The organism is Hyalangium ruber (assembly GCF_034259325.1).
Classification (GTDB): Bacteria; Myxococcota; Myxococcia; order Myxococcales; family Myxococcaceae; genus Hyalangium_A; species Hyalangium_A rubrum.
This window is the reverse complement of record NZ_JAXIVS010000020.1, coordinates 24026-43202: the sequence shown is the minus strand read 5'-3', so window position 1 is coordinate 43202 and position 19177 is coordinate 24026. Positions and strand designations below refer to the sequence as shown.

Annotated in this window: 14 protein-coding genes; 9 read left to right on the top strand and 5 right to left on the bottom strand. The window is 69.1% G+C overall.

Features of this window, described 5'->3' with window-relative positions; all coding sequences use genetic code 11:
• Positions 1–3 precede the first annotated feature (3 nt).
• A complete protein-coding gene (locus SYV04_RS38920) occupies positions 4–1524 on the bottom strand; it encodes a pyridoxal phosphate-dependent decarboxylase family protein (RefSeq protein ID WP_321551138.1) in 1521 nt (506 codons plus the stop codon).
• Positions 1525–1568: 44 nt separating this feature from the next.
• Positions 1569–3146 (bottom strand): xylulokinase, encoded by a 1578-nt coding sequence (locus SYV04_RS38915; RefSeq protein ID WP_321551137.1) that lies wholly within the window; start codon positions 3144–3146, stop codon positions 1569–1571.
• 63 nt (positions 3147–3209) lie between these two features.
• Here SYV04_RS38915 and SYV04_RS38910 point away from each other — a divergent pair, with 63 nt between their 5' ends.
• The 3 genes from SYV04_RS38910 (at position 3210) to SYV04_RS38900 (ending at position 7694) form a co-directional block, all read left to right on the top strand.
• Entirely contained in the window at positions 3210–3617 is a 408-nt protein-coding gene (locus tag SYV04_RS38910; protein WP_321551136.1) for a TonB family protein, read from the top strand.
• The gene (locus tag SYV04_RS38905; protein WP_321551135.1) at positions 3614–4156 is read left to right on the top strand and encodes a hypothetical protein; all 543 of its coding nucleotides are present in this window, start codon (positions 3614–3616) and stop codon (positions 4154–4156) included. The genes SYV04_RS38910 and SYV04_RS38905 overlap by 4 nt, the downstream gene beginning before the upstream one ends.
• Before the next feature lie 85 nt (positions 4157–4241).
• Positions 4242–7694 (top strand): patatin-like phospholipase family protein, encoded by a 3453-nt coding sequence (locus SYV04_RS38900; RefSeq protein ID WP_321551134.1) that lies wholly within the window; start codon positions 4242–4244, stop codon positions 7692–7694.
• A 3-nt stretch (positions 7695–7697) separates the two neighbouring features.
• Here the strand turns inward: SYV04_RS38900 and SYV04_RS38895 are convergent, their stop codons facing one another.
• Positions 7698–8150 (bottom strand): GNAT family N-acetyltransferase, encoded by a 453-nt coding sequence (locus SYV04_RS38895; RefSeq protein ID WP_321551133.1) that lies wholly within the window; start codon positions 8148–8150, stop codon positions 7698–7700.
• Between the two features lie 63 nt (positions 8151–8213).
• On the opposite strand from SYV04_RS38895, the gene SYV04_RS38890 reads away from it, so the two are divergent.
• The 6 genes from SYV04_RS38890 (at position 8214) to SYV04_RS38865 (ending at position 17543) form a co-directional block, all read left to right on the top strand.
• A complete protein-coding gene (locus SYV04_RS38890; protein WP_321551132.1) occupies positions 8214–10670 on the top strand; it encodes a VIT domain-containing protein in 2457 nt (818 codons plus the stop codon).
• A gap of 2 nt (positions 10671–10672) precedes the next feature.
• On the top strand, positions 10673–11467 hold the full coding sequence (locus SYV04_RS38885; protein ID WP_321551131.1) for an archaeosortase/exosortase family protein: 795 nt from the start codon (positions 10673–10675) through the stop codon (positions 11465–11467).
• Positions 11464–11991: a hypothetical protein gene (locus tag SYV04_RS38880; RefSeq protein ID WP_321551130.1), complete on the top strand. Its 528-nt coding sequence runs from the start codon at positions 11464–11466 to the stop codon at positions 11989–11991. Before SYV04_RS38885 ends, SYV04_RS38880 begins: the two co-directional genes overlap by 4 nt.
• A gap of 81 nt (positions 11992–12072) precedes the next feature.
• Entirely contained in the window at positions 12073–12567 is a 495-nt protein-coding gene (locus tag SYV04_RS38875) for a nuclear transport factor 2 family protein (RefSeq protein WP_321551129.1), read from the top strand.
• Between the two features lie 216 nt (positions 12568–12783).
• Positions 12784–16128: a tetratricopeptide repeat protein gene (locus tag SYV04_RS38870; protein WP_321551128.1), complete on the top strand. Its 3345-nt coding sequence runs from the start codon at positions 12784–12786 to the stop codon at positions 16126–16128.
• Positions 16129–16235: 107 nt separating this feature from the next.
• A complete protein-coding gene (locus SYV04_RS38865; RefSeq protein ID WP_321551127.1) occupies positions 16236–17543 on the top strand; it encodes a hypothetical protein in 1308 nt (435 codons plus the stop codon).
• Positions 17544–17588: 45 nt separating this feature from the next.
• Here SYV04_RS38865 and SYV04_RS38860 read toward each other — a convergent pair whose 3' ends face one another.
• On the bottom strand, positions 17589–17945 hold the full coding sequence (locus SYV04_RS38860) for a VOC family protein (RefSeq protein ID WP_340371388.1): 357 nt from the start codon (positions 17943–17945) through the stop codon (positions 17589–17591).
• A gap of 102 nt (positions 17946–18047) precedes the next feature.
• The gene (locus tag SYV04_RS38855; RefSeq protein ID WP_321551125.1) at positions 18048–19088 is read right to left on the bottom strand and encodes a hypothetical protein; all 1041 of its coding nucleotides are present in this window, start codon (positions 19086–19088) and stop codon (positions 18048–18050) included.
• Between the last annotated feature and the right edge of the window lie 89 nt (positions 19089–19177).

The window sequence follows — 19177 nt, the reverse complement described above, 5'->3', positions numbered from 1 at the left end:
GGGTCAGACCTTGTACAGCAGGTCCATGTACTTCTTGAGCAGGTCGCTCAACAACCCCCGAAACGGCACTGTAGCGGCCATGCCGTAGACGGGGGCCATGGTCCCTTCCTCGCTTGGGTGTGCGCGGACATGCTCCACCGCGGCCCGCAGGTCCGCCAGGAACCGCTCCGCCACGCCTGGCTGGGTGTGACGCAGGGTGACACACAGGTGTACCGCCGAGGGCTTGTGCAGCCCGTTGAGGTTCCAGCCCTGGGTGCCCATCCGCTCCATCACCTTGTAGATGTCCAGCGCGTCCGAGCCGAAGGCGATGACGAACAGCGGGTTGCCCAGCACATAGAGACCGGGGATGTCTCGAATCCCTTGTTTGATCGTCGCCGCCGTCTCGAGGATGCGGCGAGTGGCCTCGAGGTAGCCCTCCTCGCCCATCGAGACGAGGGTGGCCCAGGCCGCGGCGATGAGGCCGCCCGGCCGGCTGCCCGAGAAGGTGGGGGAGAAGTAGATGCCGCCCGACCACTCGGTGGCCGTGAAGTACTGGTAGGAGCGCAGCTCGGTGCCCCGGTAGAGCACCACCGAGGTGCCCTTGGCCGCGTAGCCGAACTTGTGCGTGTCCGCGGACATGGACGTCACCCCCGGCAGCCGGAAGTCGAACAGCGGCACCTCGTAGCCGAGCCGCTTCGCCCACGGCAGCACGAAGCCGCCCAGGCAGCCGTCCGTGTGGAACCCGGAGCCGTGCTTGCGCGCCATCTCCGAGAGCTCCTCGATGGGGTCGATGACCCCGTGGGGGAACGAGGGCGCCGAGCCGATGACCACGATGGTGTTGCGGGTGAGGGCCTTGCGCATCGCCGCCACGTCGGCGCGGTAGTCCGGCCCCACGGGCACCCGCACCATCTTGATGCCGAAGTAGTGGGCGGCCTTGTCGAACGCCGGGTGGGCGCTGGCGGGCGCCACCATCTCCGGCCGGGTGATGCGCTTCTTGTCCCGGGCCCAGTCCCGGTACGTCTTCATGGCCAGCATGATGCTCTCGGTGCCGCCGGAGGAGAGCGAGCCGCAGATGTGCTTCTCCGGAGGCTTGCCAGCGTTGGTCTCGGAGGCGCCCAGCATGTGCGCCGTCATCGCCACCACCTCGGCCTCGAACTTCGTGGCGCTGGGCCACAGGTCCGCATGCAGCGGGTTGCTCTGGGAGTGCAGGGCGTACACCCGGTTGACGAAGGCGATGTGGTCTTCCTCCCCGTGGTAGACGGCGCCCGAGACGCGCCCCTCCTTCCAGCGCTCGTGCTCGCGGGACTCCAGTTGCTGCAACTCCTGGAGCACCTCCTCGCGGGTGCGGCCCTGGGTGGGGAGACGATCGAAGGTGGGCACCTCGCCCCGGTAGGGCTTCAGGCTGCCTTCCAGCTCGGTGAGCATCGAGCCGGTCTCCTTCTCCAGCCGCTCGCGCACCATGGGGATGGCCTTGAGGTAGCGCTCGGCCACCGCGAGGACGCGGGGAGGCAGGTGGGACAGCAGATCGAGATCAGGCAGCGCCATGGAGGGGTGTCCCTTGCAGGTGAGGGTTGCGCGCGCGGTGCGCCTCAATCGCTTCGAGGCCGGTTGAGCCGCGCGAAGATGGCCTTGTTGCTCTTGTAGAGGTTGAGGAATTCCCGGAACAACTCATCGTAGAGCCCGCGATTCCGGGCGTCGGGTGTGTAGGTGCGGGAGATGGTGACGAGCTGGGGAATCTCCTCCACCGTGAGGTGCCCGAGCGCCACCGCCGCCTGGAGCGCCGCCCCCCGCGCGTTGGCCAGCACGGGCTCGTCCACCTGGTGGATGGGGCGGTCCAGCACATCGGCGAGGATCTGGCACCACAGCTGCGAGCGCGCTCCGCCGCCGATGAGGCGGATGCCCTCCAGCTTCCGGCCGAGGAAGGGCTCCACGTAGGTGAGCAGCCACCGGGCGTTATAGGCCACGCCCTCGAGCACCGAGCGCACCAGGTGGCCGCGCGTCGTCTGGAGCGACTGGTTGAAGAACGCGCCGCGCACCAGCCGATCCTCCACCGGAGAGCGCTCACCGTTGAGCCAGGGGAGGAAGATGACCCGGTCGCTGCCCGCGGGCACGCGCGAGGCCTCCCGCTCGAAGGCCGCGTAGATGTCCTGGGTGGGAGGGGCGTTTCCCTCGAAGAGCAGGTTCTTGAGGAACGTCAGGCAGATTCCGGCGGAGTCCTGCTCGTTGAGCAGCAGGTAGCGGCCGGGCAGGGCCGAGGGCACGGTGCCCATCTGGTGCAGCGGATCGGCCTTCTTGTAGGGCACGTGGCAGCTCAGCCACGAGGAGGTGCCAATGCACAGGTGGGCCTCGAAGTCGCGCACGGCGCCCGAGCCCACGGCGGCCGCGAGGATGTCCGGGCTGCCCGTCACCACCTGGACATGCTCGCCCAGCCCCAGCTCGCGCGCGGCCTCGGGCTGGAGCGGGCCAATCACCGAGGCCGCGGGGAGCAGCTCCGGGAGCTTCTCGCGCGGCATGCCCGTCTGTCGCATCAGGCGCTCGTCGTAGCGCACCTGGGACACCTTCCGGTTGTCCGTCACCCAGTGCAGGGTGATGGAGTCGAAGGAGGCGGCGAACCGGCCGGTGAGACGCAGGTTGAGCCAGTCCTTGGGCTCGAGGAACTTGTAGGTGCGCCGGTAGATGTCCGGGTATTCGTGCTGGAGGAACAGGATGTGCCCCACGGGATCCTTGCCGGACAGGCTGGGCGCGCCGCCCGTCAGCCGCAGCCAGTGAAACGCCTTGCGCAGGCCATAGCCCTCGATGGGCAGGAAGCCGTCGATGAGGCGCTGGACGTAACGGCCCCCGCGCGAGTCCATCCAGAGGATGGCGGGCCGCAGCGGCTGGCCCTGCTCGTCGACGGCCACCGTGCCGGACCACTGGGCGCTGCAGTTGACGCCGACGATGTCGCTGGCGGCGACGGTGCCACGCTCCAGCAACCGCCGCGTGGCCCGCACGATGGCCTCCCACCAGGCCTGGGGTTCCTGCTCGGCGCCGCCGTCGGGCAGCAGGGAGAGGGGATAAGGCTCCACCTCTCCGGCCAGGATGGCACCGCGCAGGGTAATAACGGCCAGCTTGACGGCCGAGGTTCCCAGGTCGATGGCCAGGATGGACTTGCCGTCCGCTGTCGCCACGATTCTCCCCTGTCACCAGTCACTCGCGCTCCAGGGAGCGGTTGGGGCAATCTAGCTGGACCCATGTCCCGCCTCCATCTCCTCGTTTCAGCAACCGTCGCGCTCGCGCTCCTCCTCACCCCGGTCGCCCGGGCCGCGGGGGTGCGTGCGCAGCTCCAGACCTTCTTCCAGGCCAACCTGACGAGCACCGACTACCAGAAGAAGCTCTTCGATCGGTTCGCCCGCAGCTACCGGCAGCCGGGCGCCAAGCACGTGCCGAAGCCCGGCCAGCGCACCGTGGTCCAGGCCGTGATTGGCCGGGACGGCAAGCTCGTCACCACGCTGGTCTCGATGGAGTCGGGCTCCAAGGGCTGGGACGAGGCCGCCCTCAAGGCGGTGAAGAAGGCGGCGCCCTTCGAGCCGCTCCCCGACAGCTACACGGCCCCGACGCTGGAGGTTCACTTCCACGTGTCCTGGTCGACGGGGTCATGAGCGTGTCTCAATCCGTCCTGCCGACCCAGACGGAGGTCTTCGGGAAGGCGGTCTCCGCGATTCTCGCGGCCATGATGGCCATTCAGAGCCGGGCGGAGCGAATCCTCGCCGCCAACGGCATCAGCCCGCTGCGAGAGGACACGTGGTACCCGCTGGAGAGCGTGCTCCAGACGTTTCGGGACATCCAGGCGCAGATCGGCCCGAACACGGTCCGGGCCGTGGGCCGGAAGATTCCGGAGACGGCGCCGTTCCCCGCCATCCACAGCATGGAAGAGGCGCTGCGGGGGCTCGACGTGGCGTACCAGATGAACCACCGGGGCACGTCGAACATCGGCGGCTACCACTACACGCCCACGGGCGAGCGCAGCGGCCGGGTCCTCTGCGACAACCCCTATCCGTGCGAGTTCGATGAGGGGTTGATCGATGCCCTGACGGAGCGCTACCGGCCCAAGGACTCCTTCTTCATCCGCGTCACCCATGAGCCGGGCGCCTGCCGGCAGCACGACGACACGGGCTGCACCTACCTCGTGGCCTGGTAACCCTCGGGGTCCGTCGAAGTGTGCCAGCGGGCTCCGCGTGCTGGCGTGTAGACTCTCGCGCCTTGGAGAAGACGGGAGGCGTGTCGTGCGGTACTGGGCCCGGTGGGTGGTCGTCCTGGGGGGATTGCTGACGTGTGTGGCGGGCGCCGCCGAGAAGGCTCCGCCGCCCCATGACATCGCCCTCACCATCAGCGGCGGGGTGAGCCTGGGTGCCTACGAGGCGGGGCTGACGTGGGGCACCGTGCGCTTCCTCCGCCTGGCCCGCGCCCAGCCCGTGGAAGGCCCCACGTTTCGTCCTAACCTCGTCGGCGTCACGGGCGCCAGCGCGGGCAGCATCAACGCCCTGCTCGCCGCCGCGCTCTGGTGCGAGGCGCCGGACTCCACTGCGGATGACAGCGTCGACGCCAACCTGCTGCGAGATGCATGGCTGCCGGTGGGCCTGGATGATCTGTTGCCCGAGAATGCCAGCGTCTACCGGGCCGATGACGGGCTCCTGTCCCGCCGCCCGCTGGAGCGGGTGATCGCCGAGCTGCGCTCCAAGGTCTTCACGCCCAACGAGGCACGGCGCTTCCAGCCTGGGTGCAGCGTGCCCCTGGGCTTCAGCGTCACCCGGCTGACTCCCGAGGTGAGCCACATCGAGGGGCTGCCGGCGATGACCCAGCGCTTCGTCGTCCCGCTGGCGCTGGAGGTGACGCCCAGCGGTCGGGTGCGGCTGCGCCATCAGCCGTTGCCGAGCCAGGGCGAGCTGGCGCCCAGCGCGTTGATGCTGGGCGAGCGAGAGGACCCGGAGCCCCCTGGCTACGCCGTGGACTCGGATCAAGTGAGCCAGGCGGTGCTCGCCTCCGCGGCCTTCCCGGTGGCATTCAGTCCGCGCGACCTGTGCGACTGCGCTTCCTCGTGCCCCACCGAGCAGCGCGTGAGCCAGGGCACCTGCCCCGGGCCCGAGGCGGGGCGGCCGCTGTCCGGGCTCACCTGCGCCGCGCGCTCCACGCCGGGCCAGGAGCTGATGCTGTGCCGCAGGCCTTATGTGGATGGCGGCGTCTTCGACAACGCGCCCGTGGGCCTGGCCATCGAGCTGGTCGAGTCCAGGCGCGGCCCCAGCCTGTGGAACCCCGTCTCCTATGTCTTCGTGGACCCGGACTTTCGCCGCTTCCAGGCGCGCGTGTCCTCCGGCGCCACCGTTCAGGCTTCGTCCAGCGCGAGCATCGCCGGCAGCGTGGGACTCTTCAGCGGGCTGGTGTCCACCGCGCGCAACTCGGAGCTGGGGCGCACGGCGCGGGCCATGCACTGGAACCGCACCACGCGCAGCCTCCTCATGAGCGCGGCGGAGTCCGGCCGACGCTATGCCGAGGTCCACTCCGTGCTGTCCTCCCTCGCGCACGGGCAGGTCCTGGAGGCGCGGCTTCCCGAGGCTCCTGCCCGAGGTGCTCTGTCCGTCCCCGAGCGGCTGCGCCGGGGGCGTGTGTTGCTCTCCTGTGTGCGGAGGCTCTCGGCGCAGGAGACCGGCTTGGAGAATCCGGGACTGCTGGGGCGCTGTGCAGCGGCGTTGCGCGGAGCGCCCGGCGAGGATCCGCTGCTGACCGACTCCCCGCAGGCGGCGAAGGTGACCGAGCGGCTGTCGGTGGAGGAGCTCGTGTCCCTGGGGACCTCCCTGTCGAAGCTGGTCGACACACGCGGTCAGTTCCGCCGGTACGTGGACGAACCGCTAGCGCAGGCCGAAGAGGGGGAGCGCGTCCAGGATGCGTTCAGCGACGGGGTGGAGCTGAGCTCCTCCGTCATCGAGTTCTTCGCCGGAGAGCTGGATCTGCTCTCGCGCAGCGAGATCTCCGAGACACAGCAGCGAGAGCTGCGCGAGGCGTTCCTGAAGACGCTGCGCGACAGCCGGGGCCTGAGCGCCGCCACGCACCTGCTCGCCAACGCGGTCTTGGACGAGCAGCTCCGCTGGATCGAATCCATGCCGGAGCCGCGGCTCTCCGCGTTGGCCCGCGAGGCTCGCGCGCGGCTCCAGGAGCTGCCGAAGGGAGCGCTCTTCGAGGTGGAGGACACCCAACCCCTGCTCCAGGCCGCGAGCGAGCAGCTGCTCCAGCCAGAGGTGGCGGCGGCACAGCGGGAGTTCGAGGGCCAGGAGCATGTTGGGGACCTGAGCCTGCTGGCCCACCGGGTGAAGGTGATCCGCGCGCTGACGGGGCTGGTGCCCCGCTTCCAGCAGCTCCGGGCCTCCCTGGAGGCACTGTCGGCCCAGGCCCTGGCGCTCCAGCTGGGCCGAGTGCCCGAGCGCCGCTTGTTCGTCACCACGCGCTTCGCGCCCCTGGCGGGCTCACAGCTTGGCAACTTCGCAGGCTTCCTGGACCGGCCCCTGCGCGAGCTGGACTACTACGCGGGGGTGTACGACGCGGTGCATACGCTGTCCGTGCAGGGCTGCGCCGCGCAGGATCCTTATTTCACCGGCCGGCCCGCGCCGGCGCGAAGCCCTGGCTCCTCGGACGCCCTGGAGCTCTCGGATCCCCAGACCCAGCGGTGCGTGGGGATGATGATGCGCGACAACGCGGAGTGGATGGGGGTACACGCCTCGAAGCGGGCTCGCCACGTCCTTACCGCGCTCGCCCGCGAGGAGCTGGCGATCGCCCTCGGCAGCCGCGCGCGTGCGAAGGAGCTGCTGGCCGAGCCCGCCTGGGCCTGGACGGAGACGGCCTCCGGCCTGCCCGAGGACGACCCGCTGGTTGCGGCGCTTGAGGCGGCCCGCTCACACCGGCGGCCGTGCCGGGAAGGGGACACGGACGCGCTGTGCCTGGCCGACCCCGGCTTCGATGAGTTCCTCGCGGGCCTGCGAGCGCACGGGTTCCAGGGGCAGGAGCGCAACATGCGTCTGGCGCTCCAGGATCCGGCGCGTTGGTGGGGCACCACGCTCCGCAGGGCCATCGACCGGGCCACCGTGCTGGAACTGCAACAGCAGCCCATCGAGGGGACGACGGCCGCCGCGGCGCAGCGGGGTGTACGGCTGGGGCTCGCCGCCGGCCAGCTCCTGGCACGGCGCGAAGTGAGCAGCGGGCCCCTGCCGCGCTTCGAGGTGGATCCCTCCAGCCTCCCTGCGGAGCCGCCTCCGGGTTCGGGGGCGTGGAAGCTGCGGATGATGCACCTGCTGCCCTACCGCGTGGCCTTCGACGCGGCCAATGGCGGCGTGGCGGTGGCGTGGTTGGAGCCCGCGCTGAGGCTCTCGCCTCGACTGTCGCTGCTGTCCAAGGTGGAGCCCCTCGACTTCGAGAGCGCCCAGGACCGGCTCTCCAGCACCGTGGGCCTGCGTCCGACGGTGCATCTGGGAGGCGTGTCCCTGGGCGCGGGGCCTCGGGCTTCGCTGCACTGGAATGGCGAGCGGCGCTTCGACTGGGGGCTGGAACTCCACGGCGCGGTGCTGCAGGACCGCGTGGGCATGAGCGTGGGCGTCCGGGAGACGCCCTTCAGCGGACGGCCGCTGCGCAGCCTCTCGGTGTCCCTGTCGCTCGCGGACCTGAACGGGCTGGCGTACTGGCTGACGCTCTGAGGCTCAGCGCAGCATCTCGATGTGGGGGATGCCGTCCTCGTCGTACACGTCGCTCACCTGGCGGAAGCCGAAGCCCTCATAGAAGCGCTTCAGGTAGTGCTGGGCGCCGATGCGGATGGGGGTGTTCGGGTAGTTCGCCTCGATGAAGGAGATGCCCTTCTCGAGCAGCACTTTTCCGTACCCGTACCGGCGTACACTGGAAGCCGTCACGACACGGCCCAGGCTCGCCTCGGCGTACTTCAGCCCGGGGGGAAGTACCCGGAGATAGGCAGCCACCGAGGGTTCCGGCGCTTCGGTGGACTGGCCCAGCAGGTGGTAGGAGCCCCGGTCGTAGCCGTCGGCGTCCAGGTAGATGGACTTCTGCTCCACCACGAAGACCTGGGAGCGCAGCGCGAGCACGCCGTAGAGCTCATCGACCGTCAGCTCCTGGAACTTCTTCCACTGCCAGTGAAGCATGTCTCTCCCGCAGGCGAACCGAAGGGAACCCAGGCTAGCATTCCCTCCGGTCCGGAGGTCCCCGTGAACGAACCCTTGAAGCAGCCACTTTCCGTCGAGCCGCCCCCCGAGCCGCCCGCGCCCCCGCATGCGGTTCCTCGGAAGGAGGCGCCGCGGAGGTCGTCGTTCGCGACCATCGTCTTGTCACTGTTCGGAGTGCTCCTTCCCGCCGGCACGCTCATCTTCGAGCTGTCCTTTGGGTGGTGCGCCAGCGAGCTCTTCGATCCGGTGCCCACCCCGGTCCACGCGATCCTCATCGCTTGCGTTCCGGTGGCCAACCTCCTGGCGCTGGTCGCCACGCACCGGCGCACGCCGAGCCTCATGCGCGTCGCCGTGTTCGGCAGCGGAATGGCCCTGGGGATCAGCCTCATCTACTCCTTCATGTTCCTGCCGCTCATTCCCCTGGGGTTGATCGGCCTGATCTTCTACGGCCTGGGGCTGTTGCCGCTCTCGCCCCACATCGCGTTCGCCATGGCCCTGGTGCTGCGGCGTCGGCTGAAGCGCTTGCACTCCCCAAGTGCGCCAATGGCGCGCCCGTGGCTCGGCATGGCCGTGGCGCTGGTGGCCTTCCTCGCCGTGGAGGTGCCGGTGACGGGGACCCGGCTGGCGCTGCATGTCGCCGTGAATGGAACCCCGGAGAACCAACGCACGGCGCTCCAGTGGCTGCGCAAGCTGGGGCATGAGGAGACGCTGCTCGCCTCGGGTTACGTCGCCACGCGGCGCTCCAGCTTCCTGGCCTACGCGCTGTCGTTCCAGGACACGGTCAGCCTGGAAGAGGCGCGAGACACCTACTACCGGGTGACGGGCCGCATGTTCAACTCGGTCCCCAAGCCCGAGAACCTGCGCCCGGGCACGGTCATGCGCTTCAACCAGGACAGCGACCAGGGCGGCCAGACGGTCGGAGGTCGGGTTCCGGGGCTCTCGCTGGTCCACTCGGAGATGAAGGGCTCGGTGGATGGGGACGCGGCGCTCGCCTACCTGGAGTGGACGATGAGCTTCGAGACGACGGCCGAGGGCCAGTCCGAGGCACGCACCCAGGTAGTGCTCCCGCCGGGCGCGGTGGTGTCCCGGGTGACGCTCTATATCGATGGGCAGGAGCGCGAGGCCGCCTTCGCGGGCACCGCGCAGGTCCGCGAGGCCTACGAGAAGGTCGTCCGGGCGCGGAGGGATCCGCTGCTCGTCACCCAACGGGGCAAGGACCGCATCCAGGTCCAGTGCTTCCCGGTGGTGAAGGGCCCGCCGATGAAGATCAAGATCGGCATCACCACGCCGCTGGTTCCGAGGGACGAGGGGCGCTTCGCCACACTGCTGCTGCCCACGCTGGTCGAGCGCAACTTCCACATCGCCGAGGAGTTCCGGCACGTGGTGCGCGTCGAGTCACAGCGCCCGCTCACCACGCCGGCGGGCGGCAACATGGAGCAGCGCAAGGATGGGGTGAGCGAGTGGCTGGCGGCCTTGAGCGATGACGTGCTGCACCCACCGCAGGCGGTGCTCACCGTCCAGCGCAAGGGCGTCCCCGAGACCGCCTGGACGGAGGATCTGCTCGAGCCAGCGGCCTACGTGGTGCGCCAGCAGGTGCGCAACGCCGTGGCCGAGGTGCCCGAGCGGGTCGTCCTCGTGCTGGATGGCTCGGTGGGCATGAAGGACGCGTTGCCGGAGGTCGCCGCGGCGCTGTCCGCATTCCCGCAGGGCACGGAGCTCTCCGTCCTGGCCGCCCTGGATGGCGTCGAGGAGCTGCTGCCGCTCGGCAAGGTGGATGCGGCGGTGCTCCAGCGTGTGTCGGAGCGGGTGAGGGAGCTGTCTCCCGCCGGAGGCCAGGACTCCAGTGTCGTGCTCGCTCGCGCGTGGTCCATGGTGGCGTCCGAGGGACGGACCGTCGTGCTGTGGGTCCACGGGCCGCACCCGCTGGGGCCCATGATGCACCCGGACGGGCTCTCCCAGAGCGAGAGTCCCGACTACTGGTGGCTGACGGCCCGGCATCCCGACGAGATCCTCGATGTGATGGTGGGCCGGGGCCCGAACCAGGTCGCGGTGGATCTGTCCACGTTCGCTCCCTTCCGCACCGTGCCGCGGATCGGCTCCCTGGAGCAGGACCTGAAGGACCTGTTCTCCTCCTGGGGGCACGCCGCGCCGACGTTCTCCCGGGAGCGCCTGCCCGTGGCGGGGCTGGAGCTGCCTCCGGGGGCGGCGAAGACGTCCTCGCACCTGGCGCGTCTGTGGGCGAGGGAGGAAGTCTCCCGGCTGAGCGCGGTGATTGAGCCGGCGGCACGCACGAAGGCCATCGATCTGGCCGCCCGCCACCAGCTCGTCACGGAGCTGACGGGGGCCGTGGTCCTCGAGCGCCAGGAGCAGTACGACGAGGCGGGCCTGACCCCCGTGGATCCAGGCACCGTTCCGGGTGTGCCCGAGCCGGAGACGTGGATGCTGCTGGCCGTGGCCTGCGTGCTGCTCATCGCCTTCCGCTTGCGACGGACGGCATGAGGATGGGCAGCTCCCACCTCGTCCTGCTCCTGCAGTTGCTTGCCGGCTGGCAGGCGTGGAGCTGGTATGTCCGGCGCGTCCGGGATGGCTCGGACGAGCCGTGGGGGCTGCTCGCCCTGCTGGCGTTGGCGTTGGTGTTGCCTCGGGGGGCACGCCACCCGCTGCGGACCCTCGATGTCGGGGTGCTGGCCGCCGTCAATGTCGGGTTGGTGCTGGGCTACCCCTGGCTGCCGCCTCTGGTTCGCGCGGCGGTGTGCCTGCTGTGTGTCACCGCCATCGTCTCGCGGATGAGCTCGGGGCGCGCCTTCCACCTGGGCACGTGGCTGCTGGCGCTGCTGTCGCTGCCCGTGCTCGCCACGGTGCAGTTCTACCTGGGCTACCCGCTGCGCCTGGTGTCCGCCGCGATGGCCGCGCCCATGCTGCGCGCCATGGGGTTGTCCGCGGTGCGCGAGGGGCTCCATTTGGTGGTGGGCTCCAACGTCATCCTCGTGGACGCCCCGTGCAGCGGCGCGCGCATGCTCTGGGTAGGGTTGTTCCTCGCCGTGACGCTCTCATGCCTCCTGAAGCTCGGCGCGGCGAGGACGGCGCTGGCCTGCGCGCTGGCCACGGGCGTCATCCTCTTCGGAAATGCGCTGCGGGTGAGCACGCTCACGTTCCTCGAGAGTGGCCACGCCGTCCACGCTCCCTGGCTCCACGAGGGCGTGGGCGTGAGCACGTTCATTCCCGTCTGCCTTGGCATCGCCGCGATCTGCCTGTGGCAACGTTCGCGCCAGCGGGTAGGGGAGGCGCACGGATGAGCCGGGGCGCGTGGATGGCGTTCGCGCTCTCGGGTGTACTCCTGGCGACGGCGCCCCTCTGGCGGGCCCCGCGTGAGCCCGAGCGGGTGGCCGGGGTGTTCCCGGGCTGGCCCTCTACCTTCGAGGGGCGGGCGCTGCGCGAGCTACCCCTGACGGAGCGGGAGGAGCGGTTCGGCGCGGGCTTCCCGGGGCGCATCGGTCGATTCACCGATGGGCAGCGCGAGCTGATCGTCCGGTGGGTGGCGGTGCCCACGCGCCAGCTCCACTCCACCGAGGACTGCTTCAAGGGGCTGGGCTACGCCATCACTCCCGCCACGATCTGGCGGCAGGAGGATGGCCAGCCCTGGCAGCGCTTCATCGCCACCCGGGGGGAGACGCGGCTCGTGGTGCGCGAGGCCATCACCGCTGACGCGGGCGGACGGTGGACGGATGTATCGGCGTGGTACTGGAGCGCGCTCTTCGACAGCTCCAAGGGTCCCTGGTGGGCCATCACCGTGGCGGAGCACGCGCTCCCAGAATCATAGCCTCATGCTTGTGGACAGAATCGTTCAAGTCTTCAGCACGCGCGGTTGGGCTACCTTCATCTCTCTGCGAGGTGCATGCACATGAGAGAGAAGAACCTTCAGTACATGCTGGATTGGATGGCCATCCAGGAGCTGGCCGTTGAGTACGGGCAAGCCATCGATTACGGCCAGGACACCGGCGACTGGAGCCGCTGGGAGAACGTCTTCACGCCGGAGGTGACGGCGGACTACAGCCGGTTCATGGGCTCGGATGTCGTCACCCTCAAGCGTGAGCAGATGCCCGAGGTGGCGAAGACAGGCCTGCGCTCCTTCAAGCGGGTCCAGCATGCCACCGCCATGTGTGTGGGCATCCAGTTCCAGAGCGACACCCAGGCCGAGGCGATGTCCTACGCGGAGGTTGCTCACTACTTCCCGCTGGGAGGCGTGCAACAGGAGTGGACGATCGTCGCTCGCTACACGTTCGCGGTCGAGAAGACCCCCAGCGGGTGGAAGATCCGCAAGGTGTTGCTCGATCCCGTCCACTATCGCGGCAACCTGCTCGGGCTGGAACTGGTGCAGGGCAAGCGGCTCGTTTGACGCTGGACAGACGCGTTCACGGCTTCAGCGCGCGGGGTGGGGGCTTGGGAGGAACGCTCAGCCAGTAGCCCGCTCCCTTCCAGTCGTCACCGGCCTTACCTCCAGCTACCCGTGACGAGAGGGTTGTGTCCTACCGGCCAGGTCGCATCGTTGGCCGGGGATTCACGTTATTCTTCGCTGCGATTCCGATCAGGAGAAGCCTCCATGGAACCAGCGATGCGAGACGATTCTGTCGTGTCTTACTTCTTCGAGGGCAAGGAGCAGCCCCTGAAGGATCGTCTGGCGGAGGCGCGCTCCAGGCTGGGACTGGACGCCGCCGCCGCCGTGCTGGCGAGCCTCGAGAAGGTGGTGAGCCGGCACCGCGAGGCGACAGCCCCCGAGCACCACGAGCAGCTCGCCCTGGCGCTCAACACCCTGGGGCTCTGGTTCTGGAGCCACGAGCGCATCGTCGAGGCGCAGGTACACTACGGGGAGGTGGCTCGGCGCTACCGTGAAGCGGACACGCCCGCGCTGAAGGAGCAGGCGGCCCGGGCGCTGACCGCGCTGGGCAGCCTCCACCATGAGGAGGAGCGGGCCGCGCGGGCGCGAGAGTGCTTCGAGGAGGTGGTGCGCCGGTATGGGGAGGGGCCCCAGCCGACGGAGGTGGAGGCGCAGGCCCTCTTCGCCCATGCCTTCCTGGCGTGGGAGCTCTGGCAGAGACACCGCGTCGCGCAGGCGCGGGAAGGCCTCGAGAAGCTGGTGCGCCGCTATGGCCAGGCGTCAGGGGTGTTCCCGAGTCGGTGCGTGGCCATGACGCGGCTCGCCCTCGCGGTGATGCTCCGGGACCAGGGGAACACCGAGCAGGCGCGGGCGCTCCAGGAGCAAGCGGAGCGGTGGCTCAGGGAGCTGCCCGAGCCCGCGCGCCGGGAGCAGTACCTCCGGGTCTACTTCTCCATGGCGGAGAACTTCGTGGATGTCGGGAAGATGGAGGATGCCCTCCGCTGCTACACCGAGGCGCGGCGCTGGCTGGATGGGACGTGCGGTGAGGAGCTTCGGGACAAGGAGGCCCAGGCGGTGCTGAGCCTGGTGGGTGCGCTCGAGAAGCAGGAGAAGCGCCCGGAGGCCCAGCGGTTGATCGAAGAGGCGGTGCGCGCTGCCGAGGAGCTTGGGGCGTCCGCCGAGCCCTTCGCGCTGGCGCGGCTGAAGATCCGCCTGGGCGAGCTGATCGGCGATCAGGGAAACCACGTGGAGGCGCAGCAGCAGTACGAGGGGGTGGTGCGCCGCTATGGCGACTCGCCCGAGCTGCACATTCGCGCCCAGGTGTCCAAGGCGCGCCTTCGGACGGCCAGGGCGCTGGTTCTCCAGCAGCGCTACGAGGAGGCCCAGGCGTGCTTCGAGGAACTGCTGCGCCTGTATGGCGATGCACCCGAGATGTGCCTGAAGCGGCGGGTGGGCGATGCGTTGATCCAGCGGGGCTGGTGCGCGGGGGACCTGGAGCAGCCCGAGAAGAAGCAGGCATCCTGGGAGGAGGCGGTGCGCCGCTTCATCGACGCGCCCGAGAAGTCCCTGAGGGGGGGAGCGGCGGGCATTCTCGTCATGTTGGGGGCGCTGCTCCGGGATCAGGGGCGCTACGAGGAGGCGAGGGAACGCCTCGAAGAGGTGATCCGCCGGTGTGATGCGGCGCCCGAGCTGGTCCTGAAGCGGCGGTTGGCCGAGGCGTTGGAGGCGCGGGGGATCCTGTTCTGCGTCCAGGGGGATCAAGCCCTGCAACGGGCGCATGATGCCGAGGTGGTGCGCCGGTACGCGGATGCACCCGAGCTGCCCTTGAAGCTCCGGGTGGTCGAGGCACTCACCAGCCAGGCGTACGAGTACGACCGGGAGAACCAGCCCGAGGAGGCCCGGGCGCGGCGGCAGGAGGTGGTGCGCCTGTACGGCGAGGAGGAGTCCCTGGAGATGAAGGAGAAGGTCGCCAGCGTACTCATGTCGCTGGGGCGGGAGCTCTGGGAGAAGGGGGGCCAGGCCTGCTTCGAGGACATGGTGCGGCGGTATGGCGATGCGCCCGAGCCCTCCTTGCGGGAGCAGGCCGCCGAGGCGCTGAGCAACCTCGCGGGCGTGTGCAACCAGCTGGAGCGGTACGACGAGCAGCGGGCTCACTATGAGGAGGTGGTGCGCCGGTATGGCGTGGCGCCCGAGGCTTCCGTGAGGCGGCGGGCGGTGGAGGCGCTCTCCGACCTGTGCGACTCGCTGGAGGAGCGCGGGTTGCGCGAGGAGGCCCGGAGCTGCCTCCAGGAGCTGCTGAGCCGCTTTGGCGAGGCGCCCGAGCTGGCGGCGAAGGTGGCCGAGCGTGTCACCCGGATGGGGATCCGGCTCGAGCACCGTGACCGCCTCCAGGATGCCTGGACGCGCTTCGAGGAGGTGGAGCGCCGCTACGGCGAGTCGCGCGACGCGGACGTGTTGGAGCATGTGTCCCAGGCGCTCATGAACATGGGCTGGCAGCTCAAGCGCCAGGGTCGCCTCGAGGAGGCGCAGACGCGCTTCGAGCAGGTCGTACAGCGCTATGACTCGCTGTCCGTCGCCGTGCTGGAGCCGCACGTGGCGCAGGCGCGGGTGGCGGCGGCGCGGATGCTGGCCTGCCAGGGGCGCAACGAGGAAGCCCAGAAGCGCTACGAGGAGGTGCAAACTCGCTACCGGCAACACGAGAACTCGAGTCTCCGGGAGATGGCGGTCAGCGGGCTCGTCGAGCTGGGCGAGGTGCTCGAGGCCCTGGGGCGTCGCGAGGAGGCCCAGAAGCGCTACGAGGAAGCGGTGAGCGGGTATGACCAGTGGCACTGGAGCCTGGAGCAGGCGGCCTATGCCCGGCTCCACCTGGCGGCACTGGCCTGGCGCCAGGAGCGGCACGCGGAGGCGCAGGCCCGCTACGAGGAGGTGGTGAACAGCTACACCTACGAGAGCACGGACTACCACCCCTTGTACGTGGTGGAAGCGCTGGTGGGGCTTGGGGATCTGCTGCTGGCGCAGGAGCGCCGCGAAGAGGCGCAAGCGCGCTACGAGGAGGTGCTGCGGCGGTGTGTCCCGCCTCAGATGGATGGCATCGACGGGGTGCTGGCCCGGGCGCATCGCGGGCTGGGGTTCGTGCTGGATGAGCAGGGACGGTTCGAGGAGGCGCAGGCGCGCTTCGCGGAGGCGCTGCGGCTGTTGGACAAGGAGCCCGAGAGCGCGCACTCGCAATACGAGAGGGCGGTGGCGTTCAATGGCGCTGGCTACTCCCTGGTTCGTGAGGCGAAGCGGTGCTTGCAGCGGGGAGCCCCGGACGCGGCGCGGGCGATGCTGGCCCGGGCGGAGGAGAAGCTAGCGGTGGCCCGGAAGCTGCTGCCCGATCACCATTCCCCCGTGGCGAACATGGCGTACACCGCCTTCCTGCAGGGAAGGGGAGAGGAGGCGAAGGCCTTGCTAGCGGAGGCCTTCAAACTGGGAGGAGAGGAACTCCGGCGCGACTCACTGAAGGACACCGAGCACCACCCACTCCCGGTGGACGAGGAATGGCGAGAGATCATCCGAGGCCTGGGGGCTCCGGGGCAGTGAGATGACCGGGCCGCGTGTTCGAGCACGAATCGTGTGCATCATTTTCCACATCATCGGCTCCTCCTCTGCGAGGGAATCATCCCTTTCGAATGAGTTGGAGAACCGTCATGCTTCGCCCCTCCTGGAAGACCTTGATGCTCACCACGGGCCTCGCCGCCCAGCTCGCCTACGGGGGCGCAATCCCTGGCTCCAGCGAGATCCCGGAGCAGACGAAGGGCACGGCCCTGACGGGCGCCCACGCAGTTCGGCGGCTCGACACGGCCCTCTCCTTGAAGCACGTGGACCTTACCGCGCTCATCGCGTCAGGGGCCCACTCGCTCGTGGGTGAGCCCACCCTGCAAGCCTATGCCCTGTACGCCGAGGGCAGTGCCAGGTCCATCATCCAGACGAGCGATGGTGGCTATGCCTTCATCGGTACCACCAACGCGCTGGGCGATAACGACATCCTCCTGGTGAAGACAGACGCCTTCATGAGTGTCCAATGGGCCTACGCCTATGGCACCACCACGGACGACTCCGGGGTCGAGGTCCGCGCGACGAGTGATGGTGGGTTCATGCTCGCCGGACAGACCTACCAGAACAACAACTTCGATTACTTCGTCGTCAGGACCGATCCCACGGGCGCCATCTATTGGCAGGGGCCGTACGGCGGAGTGCTCCAGGAGTATCCCAAAGCCATGGAGGTTACACCGGACGGCGGGTGCATCATCGTCGGCAAGACCCAGAGCAACCTGGGCTACCAGAACGCCCACATGATGAAGTTCTCAGCCCTGGGAAGCGTGCAATGGGAGAAGTCGTTCTCCAGCGGCGCGGATGGAACCTACGAGTTCGAGGGCGTCACCAACGTTCCAGGCGGAGGCTATGTCGCCGTCGGTTCCCGGCAGGTCAAGGTGTCCGCGACGACCTGGGAGAACTATGGCTACGCCGTGAAGGTGAGCAGCACCGGCGCGACGCTCTTCCAGGTCAACTCTGGACGGTTCGCGTACCTCGAGTCCGTGGCCGCGACCTCCACCGGCTACGTGGCCGTGGGCTACATCTATACGAACATTTCGACGTTTGACGCCGACTTCTATGCAGTTCGCTTCAACCCCACCACCGGCGCCGTCACCGCCGGTTGGCCCCGGACGATCAACGGGGGGACGCGCGGAGATTATCTAAGCGATGTCAAGGTCGCGAGTGATGGCAACTACGTCATCACGGGCTCCACCACCCCGTCCGATACCCAGCGCAACATGCGCCTCATGAAGCTGAACACCAGCGGAACCGCGCTCTGGAATTACGCTCCGTACCCCAGCACCGACATCACGTCCGGTGAGAGCCTTGCCATGACCAGTGATGGGGGGTTCATCGTCAGCGGCGGCTACACCAACCCCAGCAACACCTCCTACCTGCTGCTCAGCAAATTCTCTCCCTGAGCACATCCTTGTTCCCTGGGATTGCCGTTCTCCGGGCTGCGCGCATCAACCGCTCCCGTAGGGGCGCGTGATGATCTCGAGGAAGTGCCCAGACGGATCCTGGAAGTACACGCCGCGGCCGCCGTCGTGCCGATTGATCTGCCCCGGCTGCTGCGCCCGTGGGTCGGCCCAGTACTGGAGGCCGCGAGCCTGGATGCGTCCGAAGATCGCGTCGAACTCGGCCTCACTCACCAGAAATGCGTAGTGCATCGGGAGAAAGTCGACGTCCGTCGAGATGAAGTCCAGGCTTACCCCGTTGGCGGTCCGCACCACGAGGAAGTGAAAGAACGGCTCGGGAGGGGGCAAGCCCAGGATCTCGGCGAGGAACGTGGCCGAGGCTTGCTTGTCGCGGGCATGGACGATCGTGTGATTGAGCTCGATTGCCAGAAGGGGCCTCCGCCGCTGTCCACTCGCCCACCGTAGCAGATGCGCGCGCGCCTCAGAAGCGCAGGCGCCTTCTGTATGTCAGCGGAAGCGAAGGTTGGAGCGCGCGGTCCAGCCCCAATCGCGGCCATCGAAGCCGCGCACCAGCGCGTACTCGCCCTGCCAGTCCTGCACGAGCAACGGCGTGCCGATGGGGATGATGCCGGGCCGCAGCCAGCGGAAGTTCGGGGGCCCGCTGCGGATCCACGCGTCATGCACGACGACGTCGGCGGGGTAGCCGCCCGTGGGGCGCGGCGGTGCGCTGTGGCCGTAGACGCCGCGCGGGCCCAACTGCCGCGACACCAGGGCGTCGGCGGCGGCCTGCGGCACGTGGACCTCCATCGTATCGCGCGAGCGCACGTACTCGGTCCACGGCCCGCGGATCACCTGCTCACCGGCGACCGCATCCGCATGGGTCGCACTCGCGAGCACCGAGCGCTCGTACGCGAGCGCGGCGTCGGTCCCGACGTGCGTGGTGTCGCTCGGGGCGGGGCCGCCCGCATGCATTGCGATGAGATCGAGGTAGCCGCGGCGAAACGCGGTCGAGTCGTGTCCGGCGGTGAGCTGCGCGCCGAAGATCGCGAAGCCAGCCGGTGCGAGCGCGCGTTTGAGGGCCGCGTTGCGCTTGTAGCGTCCGAGCTTTGTCGCACGCGTTGCGGCCTTCCCAGCGCGGGTCGCCGTCGCGGGCGGTAGGCCGCGCCACAGAATGCGCGCGTAGGGGGCAAGCCGCGCGACCTGTTCGATGAGCGCGACCACGCTACGGACCTCGGTGGCCGACAGCCCGAGGTTGCCGCCCAGCCCGATCTCGACCAGCGTGGTAGCGGGCGAGAGGGCTTCGCTGATCGAAGGGCCCTCGGGGAACTGCCCGCGCGTGCCCCAGAGGTTGCCGAAGTCGCTGGCGTGCAGGCGATCGCCGGGCACGAGCCAGTTCCGGGGCCGCGAGCTCACCCGGTACTTCACGACGATCTGCTCGGCCGGATAGTGCCCTGCGGCGACCAACCAGCGTTTCAACGCCGGCCCGAATACGTACTCGTTGCTGTCACCGAACGCGACCACGTTGGGCAAGCGATTGTCGAAGGCCACGCGCCGCGAGTTTACTCGGCCGGGCGGGTATGGCCACCCCTTGTCCCCAGGACGCGGGCACAAAGGGCTCCGTCATCACCGCCACGACA